18 protein-coding genes are annotated in these 20,432 nt (G+C 72.7%); 8 read left to right on the forward strand and 10 right to left on the reverse strand.

Annotated features, from left to right (window positions below; genetic code table 11):
- Positions 1 to 11: 11 nt before the first annotated feature.
- The gene (gene lnt / locus ACQPZG_RS30080) at positions 12 to 1,634 is read left to right on the forward strand and encodes an apolipoprotein N-acyltransferase (RefSeq protein ID WP_433548834.1); all 1,623 of its coding nucleotides are present in this window, start codon (positions 12 to 14) and stop codon (positions 1,632 to 1,634) included.
- A 9-nt stretch (positions 1,635 to 1,643) separates the two neighbouring features.
- On the forward strand, positions 1,644 to 2,165 hold the full coding sequence (locus ACQPZG_RS30085) for an NUDIX hydrolase (protein ID WP_433548835.1): 522 nt from the start codon (positions 1,644 to 1,646) through the stop codon (positions 2,163 to 2,165).
- A 96-nt stretch (positions 2,166 to 2,261) separates the two neighbouring features.
- On the opposite strand, the gene ACQPZG_RS30090 is transcribed toward ACQPZG_RS30085, so the two are convergent.
- From ACQPZG_RS30090 to dhaK, 3 genes are all read right to left on the reverse strand, one after another.
- Positions 2,262 to 2,693, reverse strand: a complete 432-nt coding sequence (locus ACQPZG_RS30090) for a PTS-dependent dihydroxyacetone kinase phosphotransferase subunit DhaM (RefSeq protein WP_433548836.1) — start codon at positions 2,691 to 2,693, stop codon at positions 2,262 to 2,264.
- A complete protein-coding gene (dhaL, locus tag ACQPZG_RS30095; RefSeq protein WP_433549602.1) occupies positions 2,690 to 3,283 on the reverse strand; it encodes a dihydroxyacetone kinase subunit DhaL in 594 nt (197 codons plus the stop codon). Before dhaL ends, ACQPZG_RS30090 begins: the two co-directional genes overlap by 4 nt.
- 109 nt (positions 3,284 to 3,392) lie before the next feature.
- Complete coding sequence (gene dhaK, locus ACQPZG_RS30100; protein WP_433548837.1) at positions 3,393 to 4,385, reverse strand: dihydroxyacetone kinase subunit DhaK; 993 nt, start codon at positions 4,383 to 4,385, stop codon at positions 3,393 to 3,395.
- 403 nt (positions 4,386 to 4,788) lie between these two features.
- Here dhaK and kdpF point away from each other — a divergent pair, with 403 nt between their 5' ends.
- Genes kdpF through kdpC form a run of 4 tightly spaced genes read left to right on the forward strand, consistent with a single transcriptional unit; the run spans position 4,789 to position 9,411 of the window.
- Positions 4,789 to 4,878 (forward strand): K(+)-transporting ATPase subunit F, encoded by a 90-nt coding sequence (gene kdpF, locus ACQPZG_RS30105; RefSeq protein WP_433548838.1) that lies wholly within the window; start codon positions 4,789 to 4,791, stop codon positions 4,876 to 4,878.
- 7 nt (positions 4,879 to 4,885) lie between these two features.
- Positions 4,886 to 6,592 carry a potassium-transporting ATPase subunit KdpA gene (gene kdpA, locus ACQPZG_RS30110; protein WP_433548839.1) on the forward strand — a complete coding sequence of 569 codons (1,707 nt, stop codon included), beginning with the start codon at positions 4,886 to 4,888 and terminating at the stop codon, positions 6,590 to 6,592.
- On the forward strand, positions 6,589 to 8,715 hold the full coding sequence (gene kdpB, locus ACQPZG_RS30115; RefSeq protein WP_433548840.1) for a potassium-transporting ATPase subunit KdpB: 2,127 nt from the start codon (positions 6,589 to 6,591) through the stop codon (positions 8,713 to 8,715). The genes kdpA and kdpB overlap by 4 nt, the downstream gene beginning before the upstream one ends.
- A gap of 6 nt (positions 8,716 to 8,721) precedes the next feature.
- Positions 8,722 to 9,411 carry a K(+)-transporting ATPase subunit C gene (gene kdpC, locus ACQPZG_RS30120; RefSeq protein ID WP_433548841.1) on the forward strand — a complete coding sequence of 230 codons (690 nt, stop codon included), beginning with the start codon at positions 8,722 to 8,724 and terminating at the stop codon, positions 9,409 to 9,411.
- A gap of 96 nt (positions 9,412 to 9,507) precedes the next feature.
- Here kdpC and ACQPZG_RS30125 read toward each other — a convergent pair whose 3' ends face one another.
- Complete coding sequence (locus tag ACQPZG_RS30125) at positions 9,508 to 10,053, reverse strand: cysteine hydrolase family protein (RefSeq protein WP_433548842.1); 546 nt, start codon at positions 10,051 to 10,053, stop codon at positions 9,508 to 9,510.
- A 287-nt stretch (positions 10,054 to 10,340) separates the two neighbouring features.
- Here ACQPZG_RS30125 and ACQPZG_RS30130 point away from each other — a divergent pair, with 287 nt between their 5' ends.
- The gene (locus ACQPZG_RS30130; protein ID WP_433549603.1) at positions 10,341 to 11,657 is read left to right on the forward strand and encodes a phytase; all 1,317 of its coding nucleotides are present in this window, start codon (positions 10,341 to 10,343) and stop codon (positions 11,655 to 11,657) included.
- A gap of 18 nt (positions 11,658 to 11,675) precedes the next feature.
- On the opposite strand, the gene ACQPZG_RS30135 is transcribed toward ACQPZG_RS30130, so the two are convergent.
- The 6 genes from ACQPZG_RS30135 to ACQPZG_RS30160 all read right to left on the reverse strand — a co-directional run bounded on the left by ACQPZG_RS30135 (position 11,676) and on the right by ACQPZG_RS30160 (position 19,136).
- A complete protein-coding gene (locus ACQPZG_RS30135; protein ID WP_433548843.1) occupies positions 11,676 to 12,467 on the reverse strand; it encodes an SAM-dependent methyltransferase in 792 nt (263 codons plus the stop codon).
- A gap of 165 nt (positions 12,468 to 12,632) precedes the next feature.
- Positions 12,633 to 13,616: a methylmalonyl Co-A mutase-associated GTPase MeaB gene (meaB, locus tag ACQPZG_RS30140; RefSeq protein WP_433548844.1), complete on the reverse strand. Its 984-nt coding sequence runs from the start codon at positions 13,614 to 13,616 to the stop codon at positions 12,633 to 12,635.
- A gap of 6 nt (positions 13,617 to 13,622) precedes the next feature.
- Entirely contained in the window at positions 13,623 to 15,857 is a 2,235-nt protein-coding gene (gene scpA / locus ACQPZG_RS30145; protein ID WP_433548845.1) for a methylmalonyl-CoA mutase, read from the reverse strand.
- The gene (gene mutA, locus ACQPZG_RS30150) at positions 15,857 to 17,746 is read right to left on the reverse strand and encodes a methylmalonyl-CoA mutase small subunit (RefSeq protein WP_433548846.1); all 1,890 of its coding nucleotides are present in this window, start codon (positions 17,744 to 17,746) and stop codon (positions 15,857 to 15,859) included. Before mutA ends, scpA begins: the two co-directional genes overlap by 1 nt.
- Positions 17,747 to 17,958: 212 nt before the next feature.
- On the reverse strand, positions 17,959 to 18,387 hold the full coding sequence (locus ACQPZG_RS30155; RefSeq protein ID WP_433548847.1) for a VOC family protein: 429 nt from the start codon (positions 18,385 to 18,387) through the stop codon (positions 17,959 to 17,961).
- A gap of 95 nt (positions 18,388 to 18,482) precedes the next feature.
- Positions 18,483 to 19,136: a maleylpyruvate isomerase family mycothiol-dependent enzyme gene (locus ACQPZG_RS30160; RefSeq protein ID WP_433548848.1), complete on the reverse strand. Its 654-nt coding sequence runs from the start codon at positions 19,134 to 19,136 to the stop codon at positions 18,483 to 18,485.
- 72 nt (positions 19,137 to 19,208) lie between these two features.
- On the opposite strand from ACQPZG_RS30160, the gene ACQPZG_RS30165 reads away from it, so the two are divergent.
- Positions 19,209 to 20,345, forward strand: coding sequence for a LysR family transcriptional regulator (locus tag ACQPZG_RS30165; protein WP_433548849.1), 1,137 nt, complete (start codon positions 19,209 to 19,211; stop codon positions 20,343 to 20,345).
- The last annotated feature ends 87 nt before the right edge of the window (positions 20,346 to 20,432 follow it).

A 20,432-nucleotide genomic window follows, 5' to 3' on the forward strand; every position in this document is an offset into this window, starting at 1 on the left:
GACTCCGCCGGGTGAGCGCCACCATCACCCCCACGGACCAGCCGGTACCGGCCCCCGACCCCTCCCGCAAGGGGCTGCCGCGGCTGCTTGCCGTGCTGCTGCGGCCCGCCGCTGCCGCCGCCTCGGGACTGCTGCTCTACGCGAGCTTCCCGCCCCGCCTCCTGTGGTGGCTGGCGCTGCCCGGGTTCGCACTGCTCGGCTGGTGCCTGCGCGGGCGCCGGCTGCGCGCGGGCTTCGGTCTCGGGCTGCTGTCCGGACTCGGCTTCCTGCTGCCGCTGCTGTCGTGGACGGGCGAGGAGGTCGGGCCCGTGCCATGGCTCGCGCTCACCCTCGTCGAGGCGCTCTTCCTCGCCTTCGTCGGCATGGGCATCGCCGCGACGTCCAGGCTCCCCGCCTGGCCGGTGTGGGCGGCGGCCCTGTGGATCGCGGGGGAGGGGCTGCGCGCCCGCGTCCCGTTCGAGGGCTTCTCCTGGGGGAAGATCGCGTTCGGGCAGGCCGACGGCGTCTTCCTGCCGCTCGCCGCACTCGGCGGGACGCCCCTGCTGAGCTTCGCGGTCGCCCTGTGCGGCTTCGGCCTGTACGAGGGCGTGCGGCAGTTCCGCACGTACCGTGCCCACCGCACCGTCCGCCGGGCGGGCGTCGCCGCAGCGGCCCTGGCGGTCCTCGTCCCGCTCGTCGCCTCCCTCGCCGCCCGCCCCCTCCTCGACGACTCCGCCGAGGACGGCACGGCCACCGCCGCCCTCATCCAGGGCAACGTGCCGCGTCTGGGCCTCGACTTCAACGACCAGCGGCGTGCGGTCCTCGACAACCACGCCCGCCGCACCGAGCAGCTCGCCGACGAGGTGAAGTCCGGGAAGAAGCCCGCACCCGACTTCGTCGTGTGGCCGGAGAACTCCTCCGACCTCGACCCGTACCGCAACCACGACGCCCGCGACGTCATCGACCGGGCCGTGCGGAGGATCGGCGTCCCCGTCGCCGTCGGCGCCGTCCTCACCCCCGAGACCGGCCCGCTGCGCAACACCCTCATCCAGTGGGACCCCGAGCGCGGCCCCGTCGACACCTACGACAAGCGGCACATCCAGCCCTTCGGCGAGTACATGCCGATGCGCGACTTCGCCCGCCTCTTCAGCTCCGACGTGGACCGGGTCCGGCGCGACTTCGGCCCCGGGACGAAGGTCGGCGTCTTCGACATGGCGGGCACCAGGGTCGGCCTGGTCACCTGCTACGAGGCCGCCTTCGACGACGCCGTACGGGACACCGTGCTGCACGGCGGTCAGCTCATCGCCGTACCCAGCAACAACGCCACCTTCGGCCGCAGCGAGATGACGTACCAGCAGCTCGCCATGAGCCGGGTGCGTGCCGCCGAGCACGGCCGGGCCGTCCTGGTGCCCGTCACCAGTGGGGTCAGCGCGGTCATCCGGCCCGACGGCGAGGTCGTCCAGCAGACGAAGCTGTTCACCCCCGACGCGCTCGTCGCGGAGGTTCCGCTGAGGTCCTCGCTGACCCCGGCCACCCGCATGGGCATCGCACCGGAGATCGGGCTCGGGCTGCTCGGCGCGGCCTCCCTGGCCTGGGCGGCGGCCCTCGCGCTGCGTGCCCGGCGCGGCGAACAGCGCCGTCCGGCAGTCCCTTAGGCTCTCGTCATGGCAACTCCCGACTTCATCAAGAACCTCCGCCTCACCGCAGGTCACCAACTGCTCTACCTCCCCGGTGTGACGGCCGTCGTCTTCGACGACGAGGGCCGGGTGCTGCTCGGCCGCCGTTCCGACAACGGCGAGTGGTCGGTCGTCGGCGGCATACCCGAGCCCGGCGAGCAGCCCGCACAGGCGGCGGTGCGCGAGGTGTTCGAGGAGACGGCCGTGGAGTGCCAGGTCGAGCGGATCGTCCTGGTCCAGACGCTCCGTCCGGTGCAGTACGAGAACGGCGACATCTGCCAGTTCATGGACGTCACCGTGGCCTGCCGCGCGACCGGCGGCGAAGCCCGCGTGAACGACGAGGAGTCCCTCGAAGTCGGCTGGTTCCCGGTCGACGCACTGCCGGAGATGCGGGAGTTCTCCACCTTCCGGATCATGCAGGCCCTCGCGAACGAACCGGCCTGGTTCGCCCCGGCCGAGGACGCGACGCCCGGCGCGGCAGGCGTGGGAGTCACCCCGCAGGGTCACTGAAGCCGGCGCCGGAGCACCGTGGGTCCGGGCGCGACCGGTCTGTCCGCGGTGCGCCCGGACCGTCGTGCGCCCGGCGTCGTCCGTCTTCCGGGGCGCTCAGACCTTGCGGTAGGCGTACGCCTCGGAGGCCGCCGCGGCGACGTCGGGCAGCGGTGCGCCCGCCGACGCGGTGACGACGGCGGCGACCGCGCCCTCGACGAACGGCGCGTCCAGCAGCCGTGTACCCGGGGGGAGTTGCTCCTCGTCGGCGAGCAGCGCCTTCACGGTCAGCACCGCACTGCCCAGGTCGGCCAGGACGGCCACCCCCGCCCCCCGGTCCACCGACCGGGCGGCCTCGACGACGAGGTCCGCGCTCGTGCCGAGGCCGCCGTCCGAGTCGCCGCCCGCCGCGGCCACCGGGGCGGTCCGGTCGCCGCCCGCGAGCCCCTGGGCGAGCGCTGCCACGGAAGCGGCCACCGCCGCACTGTGCGACACCAGCACGATCCCCACCGGCCCCGCCCCGGGCCGCGCCCCGCCGCCCGCGCTCATGCGGCGACCGCCTCGGCGAGCGTACGGAGCAGGAGCGCCGACGAGGTGGCACCCGGGTCCTGGTGCCCGACGCTGCGCTCGCCGAGATAGCTGGCCCGCCCCTTGCGCGCCTGGAGCGGCACGGTCGCCAGCGCGCCGCTCTCGGCGGCCTCCCGGGCCGCGGCGAAGGCCACCCGCGGTTCCTCCCCGCTCGCGGCGGCGAGCGCGTCCACCCCCGGCAGCAGCGCGTCCAGCATCGTCTTGTCCCCGGCCGCCGCACCGCCGAGCTGCGCCACCGCGTCGACCCCGACCCGCAGCGCCTGCGCGAACTCGGCGACCGACACCCGCGCCGCGTCCCCCAAGGTCTTGCCCGTACGGCGCAGCAGCATCCCGTACAACGGACCCGAGGCGCCGCCGACGGTGGAGATCAACTGCCTGGACGCCAGCGCCAGGACACCCCCCGGAGTGTCAGGCGGCTCCTTCTCCAGCGCGGCGGCGACCGCCGCGAAGCCGCGCCGCAAATTGCTGCCGTGGTCGGCGTCCCCGATGGGGGAGTCCAACTCGGTCAGCCGGTCGGCTTCGGCCTCCACGGCGGCGGCCGTGCCGGCCATCCACCGTCGGAAGAACTCCGCGTCCAATGTCAATCGACTCTCCCCGCACTCGTGTTGTCCGCCTCCTGCACCAACGGCGGAACCGCCACCGGCAGCCGCGCCGGACACCTCAACGCCCCCAGCGCAGCGCCGCGGTCTCCACCGGCGCGTCCCACCACCGCAGCAGCTCCTCGTCGACCTGACAGAGCGTCACCGAGCAGCCCGCCATGTCGAGGGACGTGACGTAGTTGCCGACCAGCGTACGAGCCACCGGCACGCCAACCTCCGAAAGGACGCGCTGTACCTCCGCGTTGAACCCGTACAGCTCCAGCAGCGGCGTCGCGCCCATCCCGTTCACCAGCGCCAGTACGGGCCCGGTCGGCCGCAGGTCCTCCAGCACCACGTCCACCGCGTAGTCGGCGATCTCCCGCGCGGTCATCATCGCCCGCCGCTCCCGGCCCGGCTCGCCGTGGATGCCGACACCCAACTCCAGCTCTCCCGGGGGAAGGTCGAAGGTGGGGCTGCCCTTCGACGGCGTCGCGCACGCACTCAGTGCCACCCCGAAGCTCCGCGTCGCCCCGTTCACCCGCCGTGCCACCTCGGCCACCCGCTCCAGCGGGGCGCCCTCCTCGGCCGCCGCACCCGCGATCTTCTCCACGAACAGGGTCGCCCCGGTGCCGCGCCGGCCGGCCGTGAACAGACTGTCCGTCACCGCGACGTCGTCGTTGACCAGGACCTTGTCGACCCTGATCCCCTCCTCCTCGGCGAGTTCGGCGGCCATGTCGAAGTTGAGGACGTCCCCGGTGTAGTTCTTGACGACGAACAGCACGCCCTGCCCGGAGTCCACGGCAGCGGCGGCACGCACCATCTGATCCGGCACGGGGGAGGTGAACACTTCTCCGGGACACGCCGCCGACAGCATCCCGTGCCCCACGAAGCCCGCGTGCAGGGGTTCGTGCCCACTCCCGCCGCCGGAGACCAGCCCCACCTTCCCGGCAACCGGCGCGTCCCGCCGCACCACCACCCGGTTCTCCACGTCGACGGTCAACTCCGGGTGCGCCGCGGCCATCCCGCGCAGTGCGTCGGCGACGACGGTCTCGGGGACGTTGATGAGCATCCTCATGGGTACCTCCGGCAGGGAATGACGGGCGGGACGTCGGCCTTCGTGCGCTGCGACCGCGCCCCAGTATCCAAGAGGAACCGTTCTGGTGTGCGTGTCCCGGGGTTCCCGTCCCCCGGCCCCCGGGCCGGGGAAGCGCAGCCCGAGGCCGCGGGCGCCCCGTACGAGACCCGTCAAGAGCGCGCCCGCGCACGTCAGAGGGGCGTCAACGGGAGCCGCGGGGCCGCCGGAACGCGCTTACCTCGACCCGGGACGTACGGCAGCCGCCGTTCGTCCGCGGTCGTGAGACCGCCCCCCGTCCGTCACTGCACACACAGGAGTCCACGATGGCCGACCTGGCCTTCGTCGCCACCACGATCGCGGTCTTCGCGCTGGTGGCTCTCATCGCCAAGGGGGTGACGAAGCTGTGAGCGCCGAGAACGTCGTCGGCCTCGTCGTGGCCGTCGCCCTGGTGGGATATCTGATCCTCGCCCTCGTGTACCCGGAGAGGTTCTGAGCCCGACATGTCTCCCGTCCTCGCCGGAGTGCTCCAGTTCCTGGCACTCCTGGCCGCCCTGGCCCTGGCGTACCGCCCCCTCGGCGATCACATGGCCCGCGTCTACTGCTCGTCCCGGCACCTGCGTGTCGAGAAGTGGATCTACCGGCTGGTGGGCGCCGACCCGTCGGCGGAGATGCGCTGGCCCGCCTACCTGCGCGGCGTCCTCGCCTTCTCCCTGGCCGGCGTGGTGTGCCTCTACCTGCTCCAGCGGGTGCAGGGGGTGCTGCCCGGCTCGCCGGGCTTCGCCCCGATCGACCCGGACCAGGCATTCAACACCGCCGCGTCGTTCGTCACGAACACCAACTGGCAGTCGTACGCGGGCGAACAGGCCATGAGCCGGCTCGTGCAGACCTGCGGACTCGCGGTGCAGAACTTCGTGTCCGCAGCCGTGGGCATGGCCGTCGCGGTCGCCCTGGTACGCGGCTTCGCCGCCCGCCCGGGGGCACGCGGTCCCGCCCGTGGCGGCAAGGCCCCCTCGCGCACCGGCCACCTCGGAAACTTCTGGACCGACCTGGTGCGCGGCGTCGTCCGCATCCTGATCCCGGTCTCGGTCCTCGGCGCGCTCGTCCTGGTCGCCTGCGGAGCCCTCCAGAACTTCTCCGGCCTCCACGAGGTCGGCCAGTTCGGCGGCGGCACCCAGCAGTGGAGCGGCGGCGCCGTGGCCTCCCAGGAGGCCATCAAGGAACTGGGCACCAACGGCGGCGGCTACTACAACGCCAACTCCGCCCACCCCTACGAGAACCCCAACGGCCTGTCCAACCTCTTCGAGGTCTTCCTGATCCTCCTCATCCCCTTCGCGCTGACCCGCACCTTCGGCAGGATGACCGGCTCGGCCCGGCAGGGCTACGCGATCCTCGCCGCCATGGCGACGATCTGGATCGTCTTCACCGCCCTGATGATGTGGGCCGAATTCGCCCACCACGGCCCGGCGTTCGAAGCGGCCGGCGGTGCGACGGAGGGGAAGGAGACCCGCTTCGGGATCGCCGGATCGGCGATCTTCTCGGTGGCCACCACGCTCACCTCCACCGGGGCCGTGAACTCCTTCCACTCCTCCTTCACCGGACTCGGCGGCGGCCTCGACCTGCTGGGCATGCAGCTCGGCGAGGTGGCCCCCGGCGGCGTCGGTTCCGGCCTGTACGGCATGCTGGTCATGGCGATGGTGGCGGTGTTCCTCGCCGGGCTGATGGTCGGCCGGACCCCCGAGTACCTGGGCAAGAAGATCGGCAGCCGGCAGATCAAGTTCGCCGCCTGCTACTTCCTGATCACTCCGGCCCTGGTGCTCGGCTTCACGGCCGCGGCCGTGGCGCTGCCGACGCCCGGCGACTCGACGCTGAACCCGGGCCCGCACGGGTTCTCCGAGATCCTCTACGCCTACACCTCGGGCGCCAACAACAACGGCAGCGCGTTCGGCGGGCTGGACGCGGACACCCCATGGTTCAACACCACCCTCGGCATCGCGATGCTGCTGGGCCGCTTCCTGCCGATGGTGTTCGTCCTCGCCCTGGCCGGTTCCCTCGCCGGGCAGGACCCCGTACCGGAGACGGCGGGCACGCTCCGTACGCACAAGCCGCTGTTCACCGGCCTGCTGGTCGGCACCGTCATGATCGTCACCGGTCTCACCTACTTCCCCGCGCTCGCGCTGGGACCGCTCGCCGAAGGGCTCGCCTCATGAGCACTCCCACCGTGACCTCCGCACGCAGTCAGGCCGAGACTCCGCACTCCGACGCATCCGTCGGCCACCGGCCCGGCGGCGGTACGGGCCGGGCCGGCGGGGGCCTGTTCGACCCCCGGCAGCTCCTCGCGTCGTTCCCCGACGCGCTGCGCAAGCTCGACCCCAGAGTGATGGTCAAGTCGCCGGTGATGTTCGTCGTCGAGATCGGGTCCGTGCTGACCACGGTGCTCGCCGTCCTGAACCCCGGTGACGGGTTCGGCTGGGCGATCGCCGCCTGGCTGTGGCTGACGACGCTCTTCGCCAACCTGGCCGAGGCCGTCGCCGAGGGCCGCGGCAAGGCGCAGGCCGCCACCCTGCGCAGGACCAGGACGGACACGGTCGCCCGCCGGATCATCGGCCCGAACGAGGAACGGGTCGCGGGTACGGCACTGCGCGTCGGCGACCTCGTGGTGTGCGAGGCGGGCGACGTGATACCCGGCGACGGCGACGTGGTGGACGGCGTCGCCTCGGTCGACGAATCGGCGATCACGGGCGAATCGGCGCCGGTGATACGGGAGGCGGGCGGCGACCGGAGCGCGGTCACCGGCGGCACGCAGGTGCTCTCCGACCGCATCGTCGTCAAGATCACGGCAGAGCCGGGCGCCACCTTCATCGACCGGATGATCAACCTGGTCGAGGGCGCCGCCCGGCAGCGGACGCCCAACGAGATCGCGCTGAACATCCTCCTGGCCTCCCTCACCGTCGTCTTCCTGCTGGCCGTCGTCACCCTCCAGCCGTTCGCGACGTACGCGGGCGCCCCCCAGTCGATGGTGGTGCTGGTCGCCCTGCTCGTCTGCCTGATCCCCACCACCATCGGCGCGCTGCTCTCCGCGATAGGCATCGCGGGCATGGACCGCCTCGTCCAGCGCAATGTGCTGGCCGTGTCCGGCCGCGCGGTGGAGGCCGCGGGCGACGTGTCGACGCTGCTGCTCGACAAGACCGGCACGATCACGCTGGGCAACCGGCAGGCGGTGGAGCTCCTCCCGGTCCGAGGGGTGACGGAGAGCGAACTGGCCGACGCCGCCCAGCTGTCGTCGCTCGCCGACGAGACCCCCGAAGGCCGCTCCGTCGTCGTGCTCGCGAAGGAGAGGTACGGGCTGCGCGCACGCCACCGGGGCGAGCTGACGCACGCCGAGTGGGTGGCGTTCACCGCGCAGACCCGGATGTCGGGCGTGGACACGGCCGACGGGCACAAGGTGCGCAAGGGCGCGACCGGATCCGTTCTCGCCTGGGTGCACGAGCGGGGCGGCAGTGTTCCCGAGGACGCCCGGACGCTCACCGACCGGATCTCCGCAGCCGGCGGCACCCCGCTGCTGGTCGCCGTGGAGGACCGGGGCACAGCCCGCGTCCTCGGCGTCATCCACCTCAAGGACGTCGTCAAGGAGGGCATGCGCGAGCGGTTCGAGGAACTGCGCAGGATGGGCATCAGAACGGTCATGATCACGGGAGACAACCCGCTGACCGCGAAGGCCATCGCCGACGAGGCGGGCGTGGACGACTTCCTGGCCGAGGCCACGCCCGAGGACAAGATGGCGCTGATCCGAAGGGAACAGGCCGACGGCACACTCGTCGCGATGACCGGCGACGGCACGAACGACGCGCCCGCCCTCGCCCAGGCGGACGTCGGCGTCGCCATGAACACCGGCACCTCCGCCGCCAAGGAGGCCGGGAACATGGTCGACCTCGACTCCGACCCCACCAAGCTGATCGAGATCGTCGGCATCGGCAAGCAACTCCTCATCACCCGAGGGGCGCTGACCACCTTCTCGATCGCCAACGACGTCGCGAAGTACTTCGCGATCATCCCCGCCATGTTCACGGTGGCCCACCCCGGACTCGACACGCTCAACATCATGGGCCTGCACTCCCCGCAGTCGGCGATCCTGGCCGCGGTGATCTTCAACGCGCTGGTCATCGTCGCGCTGGTCCCGCTCGCCCTCAGGGGTGTCCGCTACCGGCCGATGAGCGCGGACCGGATGCTGCGGCGCAACCTCGGGATCTACGGGCTCGGCGGGCTGATCGCCCCCTTCCTCGGCATCAAGGCCATCGACCTCCTGCTGTCCCTCGTCCCCGGAAACGGCTGATACCGAATGACCCACTCCCACCACGTCGCCGCGCGCACCGCCCGGCAGTTCGGCGCCGGACTCCGCGCCCTGATCGCCCTGACCGTCCTGTGCGGCGTGCTCTACCCGCTCACCGTCACCGGCATCGCCCAGCTCGCCTTCCCCGGCCGGGCCAACGGCTCGCAGCTCAAGGACGACAGCGGCAGGGTCGTCGGCTCCGAGCTGATCGGCCAGCGCTTCGACCTGCCCAGGAAGAACCCGGACGACCCCGGGGAGACACCGGTCCCGGACCTGCGGTGGTTCCAGCCCCGCCCCTCGGCGGGCCTCACGGCGCACGGCGCCGGCCCCCGGTCCGCGCTGCTCGTGTCCGGCGCGACCCATCTGTCCGGGGACAACGAGGTCCTGCTGCGGGCCGTCCGGGACGCCAGGGCCGCGGTGATCGAGGACAACACGGCCGCCGGACACCGGCCCGCGCCCGCCGACGTACCCGCCGAAGCCGTCACCTCCTCGGGCTCCGGACTCGATCCGCACATCCCTCCCGGGTACGCCGCCCTCCAGATCCGCCGGGTCGCGGAGCGCAACCACCTCGCCGTCGACGAGGTCCGCGCACTGGTCGAAGCGCACACCGACGGCCGCATCCTCGGCTTCGTGGGCGAGCCCCGGGTGAACGTGCTCCGGCTCAACGTCGCCCTCAAGGCACTCCTCGGCACCCGCTGACGCGCTCCTCGGCACGCCCGGGGGCCGCACCCGGCCGAGGCGGCGCCGGGCGGGACCTCCGCCCGGTGCCGCACGTCCCGCGTGCGGGCCGGCGCCTCAGGAGTCCCCGAAGTCGATCTCCGCCGACGCGACGACCCCGGCGCCCATGTTGCGCTCCATCATCCGCAGCGCCGCGTCCGCGAGGTCCTCGTGGATATGGGCGACGGCGTCACGCGGAACGGTGACCCGCAGATGCCGGATGTGGGCGTCCAGCGCCGAGTACAGGACGCACTGCTCGGTCACCTGTCCGCACAGGACCACGTGGTCGATGCCCTGCTGGGAGAGCAGGTAGCCGAGCGGTGTCTCGTAGAAGATCGAATGCCGGGCCTTGACGACGAACAGGGACGACTTGTCGGGCGCGAGTGGGCGCACGAGCGAGGCATGCGGCCCTTCGAGAGCGGTCTGGAGGATCTCGCCGTGGTGCGAGCGCCACTCGCCGAAGTTGTCGTTGGCGTAGATGACGGGGATCTCGTGACCGCGGGCGCGGTCGATGAGCTCCACGACGCAGGGGAGGGTCTTCTCCACGGAGGGGAGCAGGAGGTGGGCGTCCTCGTGCGTGTAGGTGTTGATCATGTCGATAACGATGAGAGCGGTCTTTCCCATGTATTCCACCTTGCCGTTCCGTCGGACTGCTTGCCTGTTCACGCCCCCTCGGCCTGCCGCCGCTGCGGGCCGCCGCCTGGTTCCGGTGCCCGTTTCCGGCCGGTCGAACACCGGAACGCAATGTTCATGCCGGGTCCATGAGAGGGGCCGTATATCCGGCGGTAACTCTTCACGGCCGGCGCGCAGTGTGCTCCCGTCACAGTTCCCCGCGTCCAGAAGGAGCCCTTACGGTGATCACACCCCGCGCCGAGCAGCCGGCCGCACCGCCCGCCGGACCCCGCCGCCGTGTGCGCACGGGGGCCCTCGCCCTCGCCACCGCACTGGCCGCGCTCGCCACCGCGGCCCCCGCGCAGGCCGGATCTCCGCGACCGTCGTCGCCCGCCCCGCAGACGCTTCCCGCGGTGACACCGCGCGCCGAGACGCCTCCGCTCCACGACGACGAGGCGGGCGGCAACGCCGACGCCGACGACCCGGCCATCTGGCGCAACGCCGCCGATCCGGGCCGCAGCCTGGTCGTGGCCACCGCCAAGGAGGGCGGACTGCGGGTGTACGACCTGGACGCCCGCCAGGTCCAGTCCGTCGCCGCACCGGCGGGCCCGGCCCCCGGCGACGCGCCGGGCCGCTTCAACAACGTCGACCTCGTGCACGGCCTGCGGCTGCCCTCCGGACCCGCCGACCTCGCCGTCACCAGCGACCGCGGCAACGACCGGCTGCGCTTCTACCGCATCGACGGCAGCGCGCAGGCCCGCCGGGCGGGCGCCCCGCTCACGGACGTCACGGACCCCGCCGCGCCGCCCGTCTTCTCCGCCTCGCAGCAGGAGATCAACGACCAGCGCACCGCGTACGGCCTCGCCACCTGGACCGACCGCACCACCAAGCGCTCGTACGCCCTGGTCAGCCGTCGCGAGACGACCCGCGTCGCGCTCCTCGAACTCCTCCCCGCGGCGAACGGCACCGTCGGCTACCGCAAGGTCCGCACCCTGGACCTGCCCTCCGCCTTCCGGCTGCCCAACGGCAGGACCTGGACCCCGTGCGGCGAACCCGGCGAGCTGCCCCAGGTGGAGGGCATGGTCGTCGACCCCGCCGACGGCACCCTGTACGCGGGCCAGGAGGACGTCGGCATCTGGCGGCTGCGCGCCGACCTCACCTCGAAGCCCGAACTCATCGACCGGGTGCGGGAGTACGGGGTGCCCGGCACCTACGACGAGGAGACCGAGGAGTGCGTGCCCGGCGCCGACCCGGGCCACGGCGGCAGCCGCCTCACCGCCGACGTCGAAGGTCTCGCCCTGATCACCGAGGCCGACGGCGACGGCTACCTCCTCGCCTCCAGCCAGGGCGACGACACCTTCGCCGCGTACGACCGCGAGAAGAGCGACGACAACGAGTACGAGGGCGGTTTCCGCGTCACGGCGGCCTCCGCCACCCTCGACGGCTCCGAGGAGTGCGACGGCGCGGCGGCGCTGAACGCCCCGCTGGGCCCGAAGTACCCGCGGGGCCTGCTCGTCGTCCAGGACGGCGACGACACCCCGCAGGCCGGCGGACGTGAGGCCACCGGGTTCAAGTTCGTCGACCTGGGCCGGGTGCTCGACGCGCTGGACGACTGAGCCCGCCGTGTCCGGGGGCTACGGTTTGCGCCCCACGCCCCCGAACATCGCCACCTCGGCGGGCAGTCCGTTCTCCGGCCCGCCCGCCGCGCGCCAGCGCGAGCACGACACCACGCCCGGCGGCAGGAGCTCCAGCCCGTCGAAGTAGCGGGCCACCTGCTGCGGGGTGCGCTGCGTGAGCCTCGGGGTGCCGTTCTCGTTCCAGAAGGCGACGGCGGCGTCCACGTCCGGCATGGCCGGGCTGGTGATGGTGTGCGAGAGGACGAGGTGACTGCCGGAGGGCAGCGCGTCCATGAGGCGCCGGACGATGCCGTAGGACTCCTCCTCGTCCTCGATGAAGATGACCACGCCGAGGAGCATCAGGGCCACGGGCCGGGACAGGTCGAGGGTCTTCGCGGCGTGCCCGAGGACGGCGTCGACGTCGCGCAGGTCCGCGTCCGCGTAGGCGGTGCGGCCCTCGGGGGTGCTGGTGAGCAGGGCCTGGGCGTGGGTCAGCACGATGGGGTCGTTGTCGACGTAGGCGACGCGGACGTCCGGGGCGATGCGCTGGGCGACCTCGTGGGTGTTGCCCGCGCTGGGGAGCCCGGTGCCGACGTCCAGGAACTGGCGTATGCCGCAGTCCGCGGTGAGATGGCGCACCGAACGGCCGAGGAACTCCCGGTCGGCCCGCGCGTAGTCGCCGATGCCGGGGTGCAGCCGCCGGATCTGATCGCCGGCGGCGCGGTCGACGGGATAGTTGTCCTTGCCGCCCAGCCAGTAGTTCCAGATACGCGCCGTGTGCGCGCGGGTGGTGTCGATCCTGGTGTGCACGGGGCTCCTGTCGCGGGTGCGGGCTCACGGCGGACGCGGGGCCCGGGGCGGGGCGTTCCGCGGGGCCGCCGCCCGCTTCCCCGTGCTCGCGGGCAGCGGGGGAGTCCCCGCTGCCCGGGGGGCCGACGCCCGCGGTGAGCGCCCCGGCCCCGCGAGGGGAAAGCGCTACCCCTCGAACGCCCCCAGGATTCGTTCAGCGGCCATCGTCGCCGTCAACCCCCCCTCCCGCAAGGCCCGTTCGACATCCGGGGTGATCCTCCGCACCTCGGGGTGCGAGTACAGCCTCCCCAGCAGCTCGTCGCGGACCATCGCCCACGCCCAGTCCACCTGCTGCCCCGCCCGCTTGGCGGCCAGCCTGCCGGAGGTGTCCAGCAGCGTGCGGTGCTGCTCCAGCCGGTCCCACACCGCGTCCAGTCCCGCGGACTCGCGCGCACTGCAGCTCAGAACGGGAGGGGTCCACGCCGAGTCGACCGGGTGCATCAGCCGCAACGCCCCCGAGAGCTCCCGGGCCGCCGACCGCGCGTCCCGCTCGTGCGGTCCGTCGGCCTTGTTGACGGCGACGACGTCCGCCAGTTCGAGAACCCCCTTCTTGATCCCCTGCAACTGGTCCCCGGTGCGGGCCAGCGTCAGCAGCAGGAAGGAGTCCACCATCGCGGCGACGGCCGTCTCCGACTGCCCCACGCCCACCGTCTCCACCAGCACCACGTCGTACCCGGCGGCCTCCACCACGACCATCGCCTCGCGCGTCGCCCGCGCCACCCCGCCCAGCGTCCCCGCCGACGGCGACGGCCGGACGAAAGCGGCGGGATCGACCGCCAGCCGCTCCATCCGGGTCTTGTCGCCGAGGATGGAGCCTCCCGTCCTGCTCGACGACGGGTCGACCGCGAGCACCGCGACCCGGCGCCCGAGCCCCGTCAGCATCGTCCCGAACGCGTCGATGAACGTCGACTTGCCGACACCGGGAACCCCGCTGATGCCGATCCGGCGCGCGGACCCCGAGTGCGGCAGCAGCTCCGTCAGCAGCTTCTGGGCCAGCGCGCGATGGTCGGCCCGGGACGACTCGACGAGGGTGATCGCGCGGGCCACGAACGCCCGCTTCCCGTCGAGCACGCCCTTGACGTACGCCTCGATGTCGATCCTCGGCGGCATCCGGCCTCAGCCCTCGCCCGTGACGGCCGGCGGTACGGGCAGTTCGTGCCCGAGGTCCGCCGCCAGCCGTTCCACCAGGTCGTACGCCGCGTCCGGGATCACCGTGCCCGGCGGGAAGACGGCCGTCGCGCCCGCCTCGTGCAGCGCCGGAACGTCCTGCGGCGGGATGACGCCGCCGACGACGATCATCACGTCCTCGCGGCCCTCCGCCGCCAGCTCCTCCCGGAGCGCCGGTACGAGCGTGAGGTGCCCCGCGGCCAGCGAGGAGACGCCGACGATGTGCACGTCCGCCTCGACGGCCTGCCGCGCCACCTCCGCCGGGGTCTGGAACAGCGGACCGACGTCCACGTCGAAACCCAGGTCGGCGAAGGCGGTGGCGATCACCTTCTGGCCGCGGTCGTGCCCGTCCTGGCCCATCTTGGCGACCAGGATGCGCGGACGCCGTCCCTCCGCCTCCTCGAACGCGTCGACCAGCGTGCGGGTGCGCTCCACGGAAGGGGACTCTCCTGCCTCGTTGCGGTACACACCGGCGATCGTACGGATCTGGCCCGCGTGCCGCCCGTACACCTTCTCCAGCGCGTCCGAGATCTCGCCGACGGTCGCCTTCGCACGGGCCGCGTGCACGGCGAGCGCCAGCAGGTTGTCGTCGAGGGAACGGGACGAACCGCGCTCGGCGGACGCCGTCAGCGCCCGCAGCGCGTCCTGACAGGCCGCCTCGTCGCGTTCCTCGCGCAGCCGCTTCAGCTTCGCGAGCTGCTGCGTGCGGACCGACGAGTTGTCGACCTTCAGGACGTCGATCTGCTCGTCCGTCTCCACCCGGTACTTGTTGACGCCGACGACGGGCTGGCGGCCGGAGTCGATCCGGGCCTGGGTGCGCGCCGCCGCCTCCTCGATGCGCAGCTTCGGGATGCCCGCGTCGATGGCCTTCGCCATGCCGCCGGCCGCCTCGACCTCCTCGATGTGCTGCCAGGCGCGCCGCGCCAGGTCGTACGTCAGCTTCTCGACGTACGCGCTGCCGCCCCACGGGTCGATGACCCGGCCGGTGCCCGACTCCTGCTGGAGGAGGAGCTGCGTGTTGCGGGCGATGCGCGCGGAGAAGTCGGTGGGCAGCGCGAGTGCCTCGTCGAGGGCGTTGGTGTGCAGCGACTGGGTGTGGCCCTGTGTGGCGGCCATCGCCTCGATGCAGGTGCGCGGCACGTTGTTGAAGACGTCCTGCGCGGTCAGCGACCAGCCCGAGGTCTGCGAATGGGTGCGCAGGGAGAGCGACTTGGGGTTCCGTGGATCGAACTGCTTCACCAGCTTCGCCCACAGCAGACGGGCCGCCCGCAGCTTGGCGACCTCCATGAAGAAGTTCATGCCGATCGCCCAGAAGAACGACAGTCGGGGCGCGAACGCGTCGACGTCCAGGCCGACTTCGAGACCTGCACGCAGGTATTCCACACCGTCGGCGAGGGTGTACGCCAGCTCCAGGTCGGCCGTCGCGCCCGCTTCCTGGATGTGGTAGCCCGAGATCGAGATGGAGTTGTAGCGCGGCATCTTCTGCGAGGTGTACGCGAAGATGTCCGAGATGATCCGCATCGAGGGCTTCGGCGGATAGATGTAGGTGTTGCGGACCATGAACTCCTTGAGGATGTCGTTCTGGATGGTCCCCGCCAGCTTCTCCGGCGGCACCCCCTGCTCCTCGGCCGCCACGATGTAGAGCGCCAGCACCGGGAGCACCGCGCCGTTCATCGTCATCGACACCGACATCCGGTCCAGCGGGATGCCGTCGAAGAGCTGCCGCATGTCGAGGATCGAGTCGATGGCCACACCCGCCATGCCGACGTCGCCCGTCACCCGCGGATGGTCGCTGTCGTACCCCCGGTGGGTGGGCAGGTCGAAGGCGACCGAGAGGCCCTTCTGTCCGGCGGCCAGGTTGCGCCGGTAGAAGGCGTTGGACTCCTCGGCCGTGGAGAAGCCCGCGTACTGGCGGATCGTCCACGGCTGGTTGACGTACATGGTGGGGTACGGGCCGCGCAGATACGGGGCCACACCCGGGTAGGTGTGCAGGAAGTCCAGGCCCTCGGTGTCCTTGCCGGTGTACAGCGGCTTCACCGGGATGCCCTCGGGGGTGTCCCACACCAGGTCCTCGGCGCTGCGTCCGGTCGACTCCTTGACGGCCGCGCGCCACTGCTCCTCGGAGGCGGCCGGGGCGGGGTCCGCCGCGAGGGGGATCTGCGAGAAGTCAGGGATGCTGCCCATTACTTCACTTCCATACGGTCGAGGACGGCGGTGAGCGTGGCCACCGCGTCCGAGCCCGCGAAGACGAACTCGTCGACGCCGGCACTCCGGTACGTCTCTTCGGCTTCCCCCGGGCGACCCGCCAGGAACACCGTCCGCGCCCCCGCGCCCTTGAGCGCGGCGGCGACGTCGGCCGCCTGCTCGGCGTACAGGGCGTCACTGGAACAGATGCAGGCGACCCGCGCACCGCTCGCGGCGAACGCCGCCGCCGCGGACGAGGCGTCGACCGTCACCGGGTCGTGCACCGGTTCGACGCCGCCCGCCTGGAAGAGGTTCGCGGCGAAGGTCGCCCGGCCGGTGTGCGCGGCCGCCGGTCCCAGGGCGGCGAGGAACACGCGGGGCCGGGCCCCGGTCGCCGCCAGGTGCGCGTCCGAGCGGGCGCGCAGGGCCTCGAAGTCCTCGTCCCTGCGGACCCGGGGGAGCCCGCCGGAAGGCGCCGCGGGCGCCGGGTCACGGTCCACGGCGCGTTCGGCGAGCAGCGGGAACTCGCTGACGCCGGTGATGGGCTCGCGGCGTGTGGCGAGCGCCTTCCTGCGCTTCTCCCACGCCGCGGCGATGCGCTCGCCGACCAGTCCGGACGCCAGCGCGTCGGCCTGGCCGCCCGCCTGCTCGATCTCCTGGAACCACGCCCAGGCCGCCGCCGCCAGCTCGTCCGTGAGCTGCTCGACGTACCAGGAGCCGCCCGCCGGGTCGACCACGCGCGACAGGTGCGACTCCTCGACCAGGATGGTGGAGGTGTTGCGGGCGATACGGCGCGCGAACGCGTCCGGCAGCCCGAGGGCCTGGTCGAACGGCAGGACCGTGACGGCGTCCGCGCCGCCCACTCCGGCCGCCATGCAGGCGATCGTCGTGCGCAGCATGTTCACCCACGGATCGCGGCGCGTCATCATCACCGACGACGTCACCGCGTGCTGCCGCTGTCCGGCGGCTCCGGTCGCCCCGCACACCTCGGCGACACGGGCCCACAACCGGCGGGCCGCACGCAGCTTGGCGATGGTGAGGAACTGGTCGGCGGTGGCCGCGTACCGGAATTCGAGCTGCCCGCAGGCCGCGTCGACGTCCAGGCCCGAGGAGGTGAGGTCGCGCAGATACGCGACGCCGGTGGCCACCGAGCAGCCCAGTTCCTGGGCCGCCGAGGCACCCGCCTCGTGGTACGGCAGCGCGTCCACCACCAGAGCACGCACGTGCGGGAATTGACGGGCGGTCAGTTCGGCGAGCGTCACCGCGGACTGTGCGAGCGAGGGGTCGTGCACACCGGTACGGGCGGCATGGCCCAGCGGATCGGCGCCCAGATTGCCGCGCGCTTCCCCGGGTTGCACGCCGCGCGCCTCGTACAGTCGGAGCAACTCCCGTGCGGCGGAATCGAATGAGGGTCCCGCGTCGAGCGCGACGGAGGCGAGGTCGAGGTAGACCCCGTCGAGGGCCTGCTCCAGGCCGGACACGGGCAGTCCGGCGGCGCCCACCGCCAGCCACAGCGAGGAGACGCCGTTCTCCAGGTCGGCCAGCACGGCCTCGTTGGCGCGCGCGGGATCGGGGCGTTCGTGCCGCTGCCGTACGTCCCAGCCGCCCGCGGCCGTCGCACCGGCAGCGGACGATCCCCGGGTGAAGGGGGCGAAACCGGGCAGCCCGGGTCCGCCGTGCGCGGTACGGGCGGGGGTGTCGGCGGTGTAGAGCGGGCGCGTCGTCAGCCCGTCGTCGAGGGAGGTGGAGAGGGCGTCTTCCGCCGCAGCTCCCGTGACGTCTTTACCCGATTTGCGCAGCACGCCTTCCACCAGGCGCTGCCACTGCTCATGGGTCGCATCAGGGAACTCGGCGGCCAGGGAGAGCCCGTCGTCAGGCAGGACCGTCATGCTCAGATGCTAGGGCAGTCCGCCAAAGGTGCAGCAGGGGTAACCGCTGTGACCTTGACCTCTCCTGACCAGGCTTGATCCGTTCACCCGAATGCCCTACTGACGAGTACGGAAGACGGTTGTCCGGCAGGGACGGAAGCGGTCGTCCGCACGGGGCGAGTGCGCCCGCGCGCACGTCGGCGAACCGCCCGCACGCCGTACTCGTGCCGTGTTCACGCCATGCGGAGTTCGCCCTGCGTCTGCTCCTCGCCGCGTCCCGTCGGCGAGGAAACCAGGGTGAAGGGGTGCCCCGCGGGGTCGGAATAGCGGCGCACGTCCCGGCTCAGCCCCGAATAGTTGGGGGTCTCCAGCGGTCGCGCGCCCAGGCCGATGACCTCGCGCTCCGCCTCGTCCATGTCGTCCGGCGCCACCAGGATCCGCAGGTGGGCCTGTTGTGAGTCGTCCGGACGCGGCCAGCTCGGCGGCGCGTAGCCGTGGTCGCGCCGGATCGCCAGATGGACGCCCTCGTGGCCGACGATCTCCACGAAGTCCATGTCCTCGCCCCTGCGGGTCTCCGCGTCGAGGAGTCTGGCGTAGAACTCGGCCAGCTCGTCCGCCTCCGCGCAGTCCAGTACCAGCACCGTTCGCTTCGTCACTGCCATGATTCCGTCCGCCTCCGCCGCATCGCCGTTCCGTACGCGTGTGTACGGCGCGTACCCCGGGCGGGCGCGGAAACGCCGCCTCGCGGCACGGGTGTTCAGCCGATCGCGCCGTCGGCGACGAACCGTCCGCTCGCCGTCCCGCCCAGCCGGCCCGGCGGCACCTTCCGCCCGAACAGCACCACCACCAGGTCCTGGGCCGACCCGGTCACGGTGCTGCCGCTGCCGTACTCCCAGTCCAGGTCGTCCGCCTGCAGCCGTACGCCGTCCAGCTTCGCGCCGAAGAACCTCGTGCCCAGGGGGCTCGCCGTCCCCAGCACGATGCGCAGCCGCTCCTCGGGCACCCGGCGGTCCACCAGGCCGAGCGCGATGCCGATGTCCAGCCCGTGCACCACGTCGTGGCCGAGAGCCGCCGGCCAGCCGCCGACCGGCGGCTTCCACGGGTGGTGGGCGTTGTCCCGCAGCGCCGCCGCGAGGGCCCGCTTCGACATCGAGGCGGCCTCCCTGCGGGCCACCCGGTCGGTCATCCGGTCCATGCTGCCCCGCGCCCGGACCAGCTCCGCCAGCACCTTGGGCAGGGGGTGACGGAACCCGAAGGACATATGCGCCGCGACCTCCCGCACCCGCCACCCCGCGCACAGCGTCGGCTCGTCCCACCGCTCTGCGGGCAAGGCGTCCAGCAGGTCCGCCAGTTCCCGCCGCTCCTCCGCGATCGCTTCCCTGACCTGCACGGTATCTCTCGTGTTCCCCATGGACACAAGGGTGTTGGGATGCGGTCCCGGAAGTCCAGGAAGGGTTTCTGCTGCGCACTAGCATCAGCGGTTATGGAACTGCGTCAGCTGCGGTACTTCGTCACCGTCGCGGAAGAGGAGAACTTCACCCGCGCCGCCGCCCGCCTGCATCTCGCCCAGCCCGGCGTCAGCGCACAAGTGCGCCAGCTGGAAAAGGAGTTGGGACAGCGACTGCTGGACCGTACGGGTCGGCGCATCAGCCTCACCGAAGCGGGCGAGGCGATCCTCCCGCACGCCCGCGCGACGCTCGCCGCGGCGGACGCCGTACGCGATACGGCGGACGGGCTCACCGGGCTCCTGCGCGGCCGGGTCAGGCTCGGGACGCTGCTCGGGGCCCCGGCCGACGAGTTCGGCGTGGCCGGGGTGCTCGCCGACTTCCACGACGCGCACCCAGGAGTCGAGTTCGCCCTCACCGAGGACACCTCCGCCCGGCTGCTGGCCGCCCTGCGGCGGGGCGAGCTCGACATGGCCCTGGTGGGCCCGCCCGAGGAACATCCCCCGCCCGGCCTCAGCTTCCAGACCCTGCTCGACGAACCCCTGGTGGCCGTCGCCCCCGCGGACGACCCGCTGACCGCTTGTGCGGACGGACGGGGACCCGGGACGGAGCCGGGACCGCGCGACGGTGTGGAGGACGGCGCGGGGGCGGGGGAGGGCGACCCGGAGTCCGGGGCGGGCCCGGGTTCCGCAGTGGCGCCCAGCAGCTCCGACGGCTCCGTCGGTCCCGGCATCCCACTCAGCGCGCTCCGGGGGCGCGCCCTGATCAGCCTGCCGGCCGGTACCGGGGCGCGCGGGGCCCTGGAGCGCGGCTGTGCGGCAGCGGGATTCCGGCCGACGGTCGCCTTCGAGGCATCCGTTCCCTCGGTGCTCCTGCAACTCGCCGCACGCGGCCTGGGGGTTGCCGTACTGCCGTACGGAACGGCGACCGGGGCCGGGCCTGGCCTTCGTACGCTCGTGCTCGCCGACCCCTGCCCGCGCGCCCGCATCGTCCTCGCCCAACGGGCGGCGGGACCGGCGGGTTCGGCGGCCCGTGCGTTCCTGCACGTCCTGGCCACCGTGCTGCCCGAGCGACTCGGACAAAGGGCCCCCGGTCAGCCGCCCGCGAGTGCGCGGACGGTCTTCGGCTCGTCCCCGTCGTCCCCGCGCGCCCCAGGAGCCCCCGCCGACGCGTAGCGTGCACCCGCCGCACCCGCCTGATGAGACCGGAAGGGCCGTGCCGTGTGCGGGAGGTGAACACGTGGGGCCAGTCACGCGGGGGCA

This window comes from Streptomyces sp. CA-294286, from assembly GCF_050947155.1.
In the GTDB taxonomy this organism is placed as follows: Bacteria; Actinomycetota; Actinomycetes; order Streptomycetales; family Streptomycetaceae; genus Streptomyces.

Coding starts and splice junctions, on each gene's coding strand:
- ACQPZG_RS30085 (WP_433548835.1), top strand. CDS start 1,644: ATGGCAACTCCCGACTTCATCAAGAACCTCCGCCTCACCGCAGGTCAC.
- ACQPZG_RS30090 (WP_433548836.1), bottom strand. CDS start 2,693: ATGAGCGCGGGCGGCGGGGCGCGGCCCGGGGCGGGGCCGGTGGGGATC.
- dhaL (WP_433549602.1), bottom strand. CDS start 3,283: ATGGCCGGCACGGCCGCCGCCGTGGAGGCCGAAGCCGACCGGCTGACC.
- dhaK (WP_433548837.1), bottom strand. CDS start 4,385: ATGAGGATGCTCATCAACGTCCCCGAGACCGTCGTCGCCGACGCACTG.
- kdpA (WP_433548839.1), top strand. CDS start 4,886: ATGTCTCCCGTCCTCGCCGGAGTGCTCCAGTTCCTGGCACTCCTGGCC.
- kdpB (WP_433548840.1), top strand. CDS start 6,589: ATGAGCACTCCCACCGTGACCTCCGCACGCAGTCAGGCCGAGACTCCG.
- kdpC (WP_433548841.1), top strand. CDS start 8,722: ATGACCCACTCCCACCACGTCGCCGCGCGCACCGCCCGGCAGTTCGGC.
- ACQPZG_RS30125 (WP_433548842.1), bottom strand. CDS start 10,053: ATGGGAAAGACCGCTCTCATCGTTATCGACATGATCAACACCTACACG.
- meaB (WP_433548844.1), bottom strand. CDS start 13,616: ATGCCGCCGAGGATCGACATCGAGGCGTACGTCAAGGGCGTGCTCGAC.
- scpA (WP_433548845.1), bottom strand. CDS start 15,857: ATGGGCAGCATCCCTGACTTCTCGCAGATCCCCCTCGCGGCGGACCCC.
- mutA (WP_433548846.1), bottom strand. CDS start 17,746: ATGACGGTCCTGCCTGACGACGGGCTCTCCCTGGCCGCCGAGTTCCCT.
- ACQPZG_RS30155 (WP_433548847.1), bottom strand. CDS start 18,387: ATGGCAGTGACGAAGCGAACGGTGCTGGTACTGGACTGCGCGGAGGCG.
- ACQPZG_RS30160 (WP_433548848.1), bottom strand. CDS start 19,136: ATGGGGAACACGAGAGATACCGTGCAGGTCAGGGAAGCGATCGCGGAG.
- ACQPZG_RS30165 (WP_433548849.1), top strand. CDS start 19,209: ATGGAACTGCGTCAGCTGCGGTACTTCGTCACCGTCGCGGAAGAGGAG.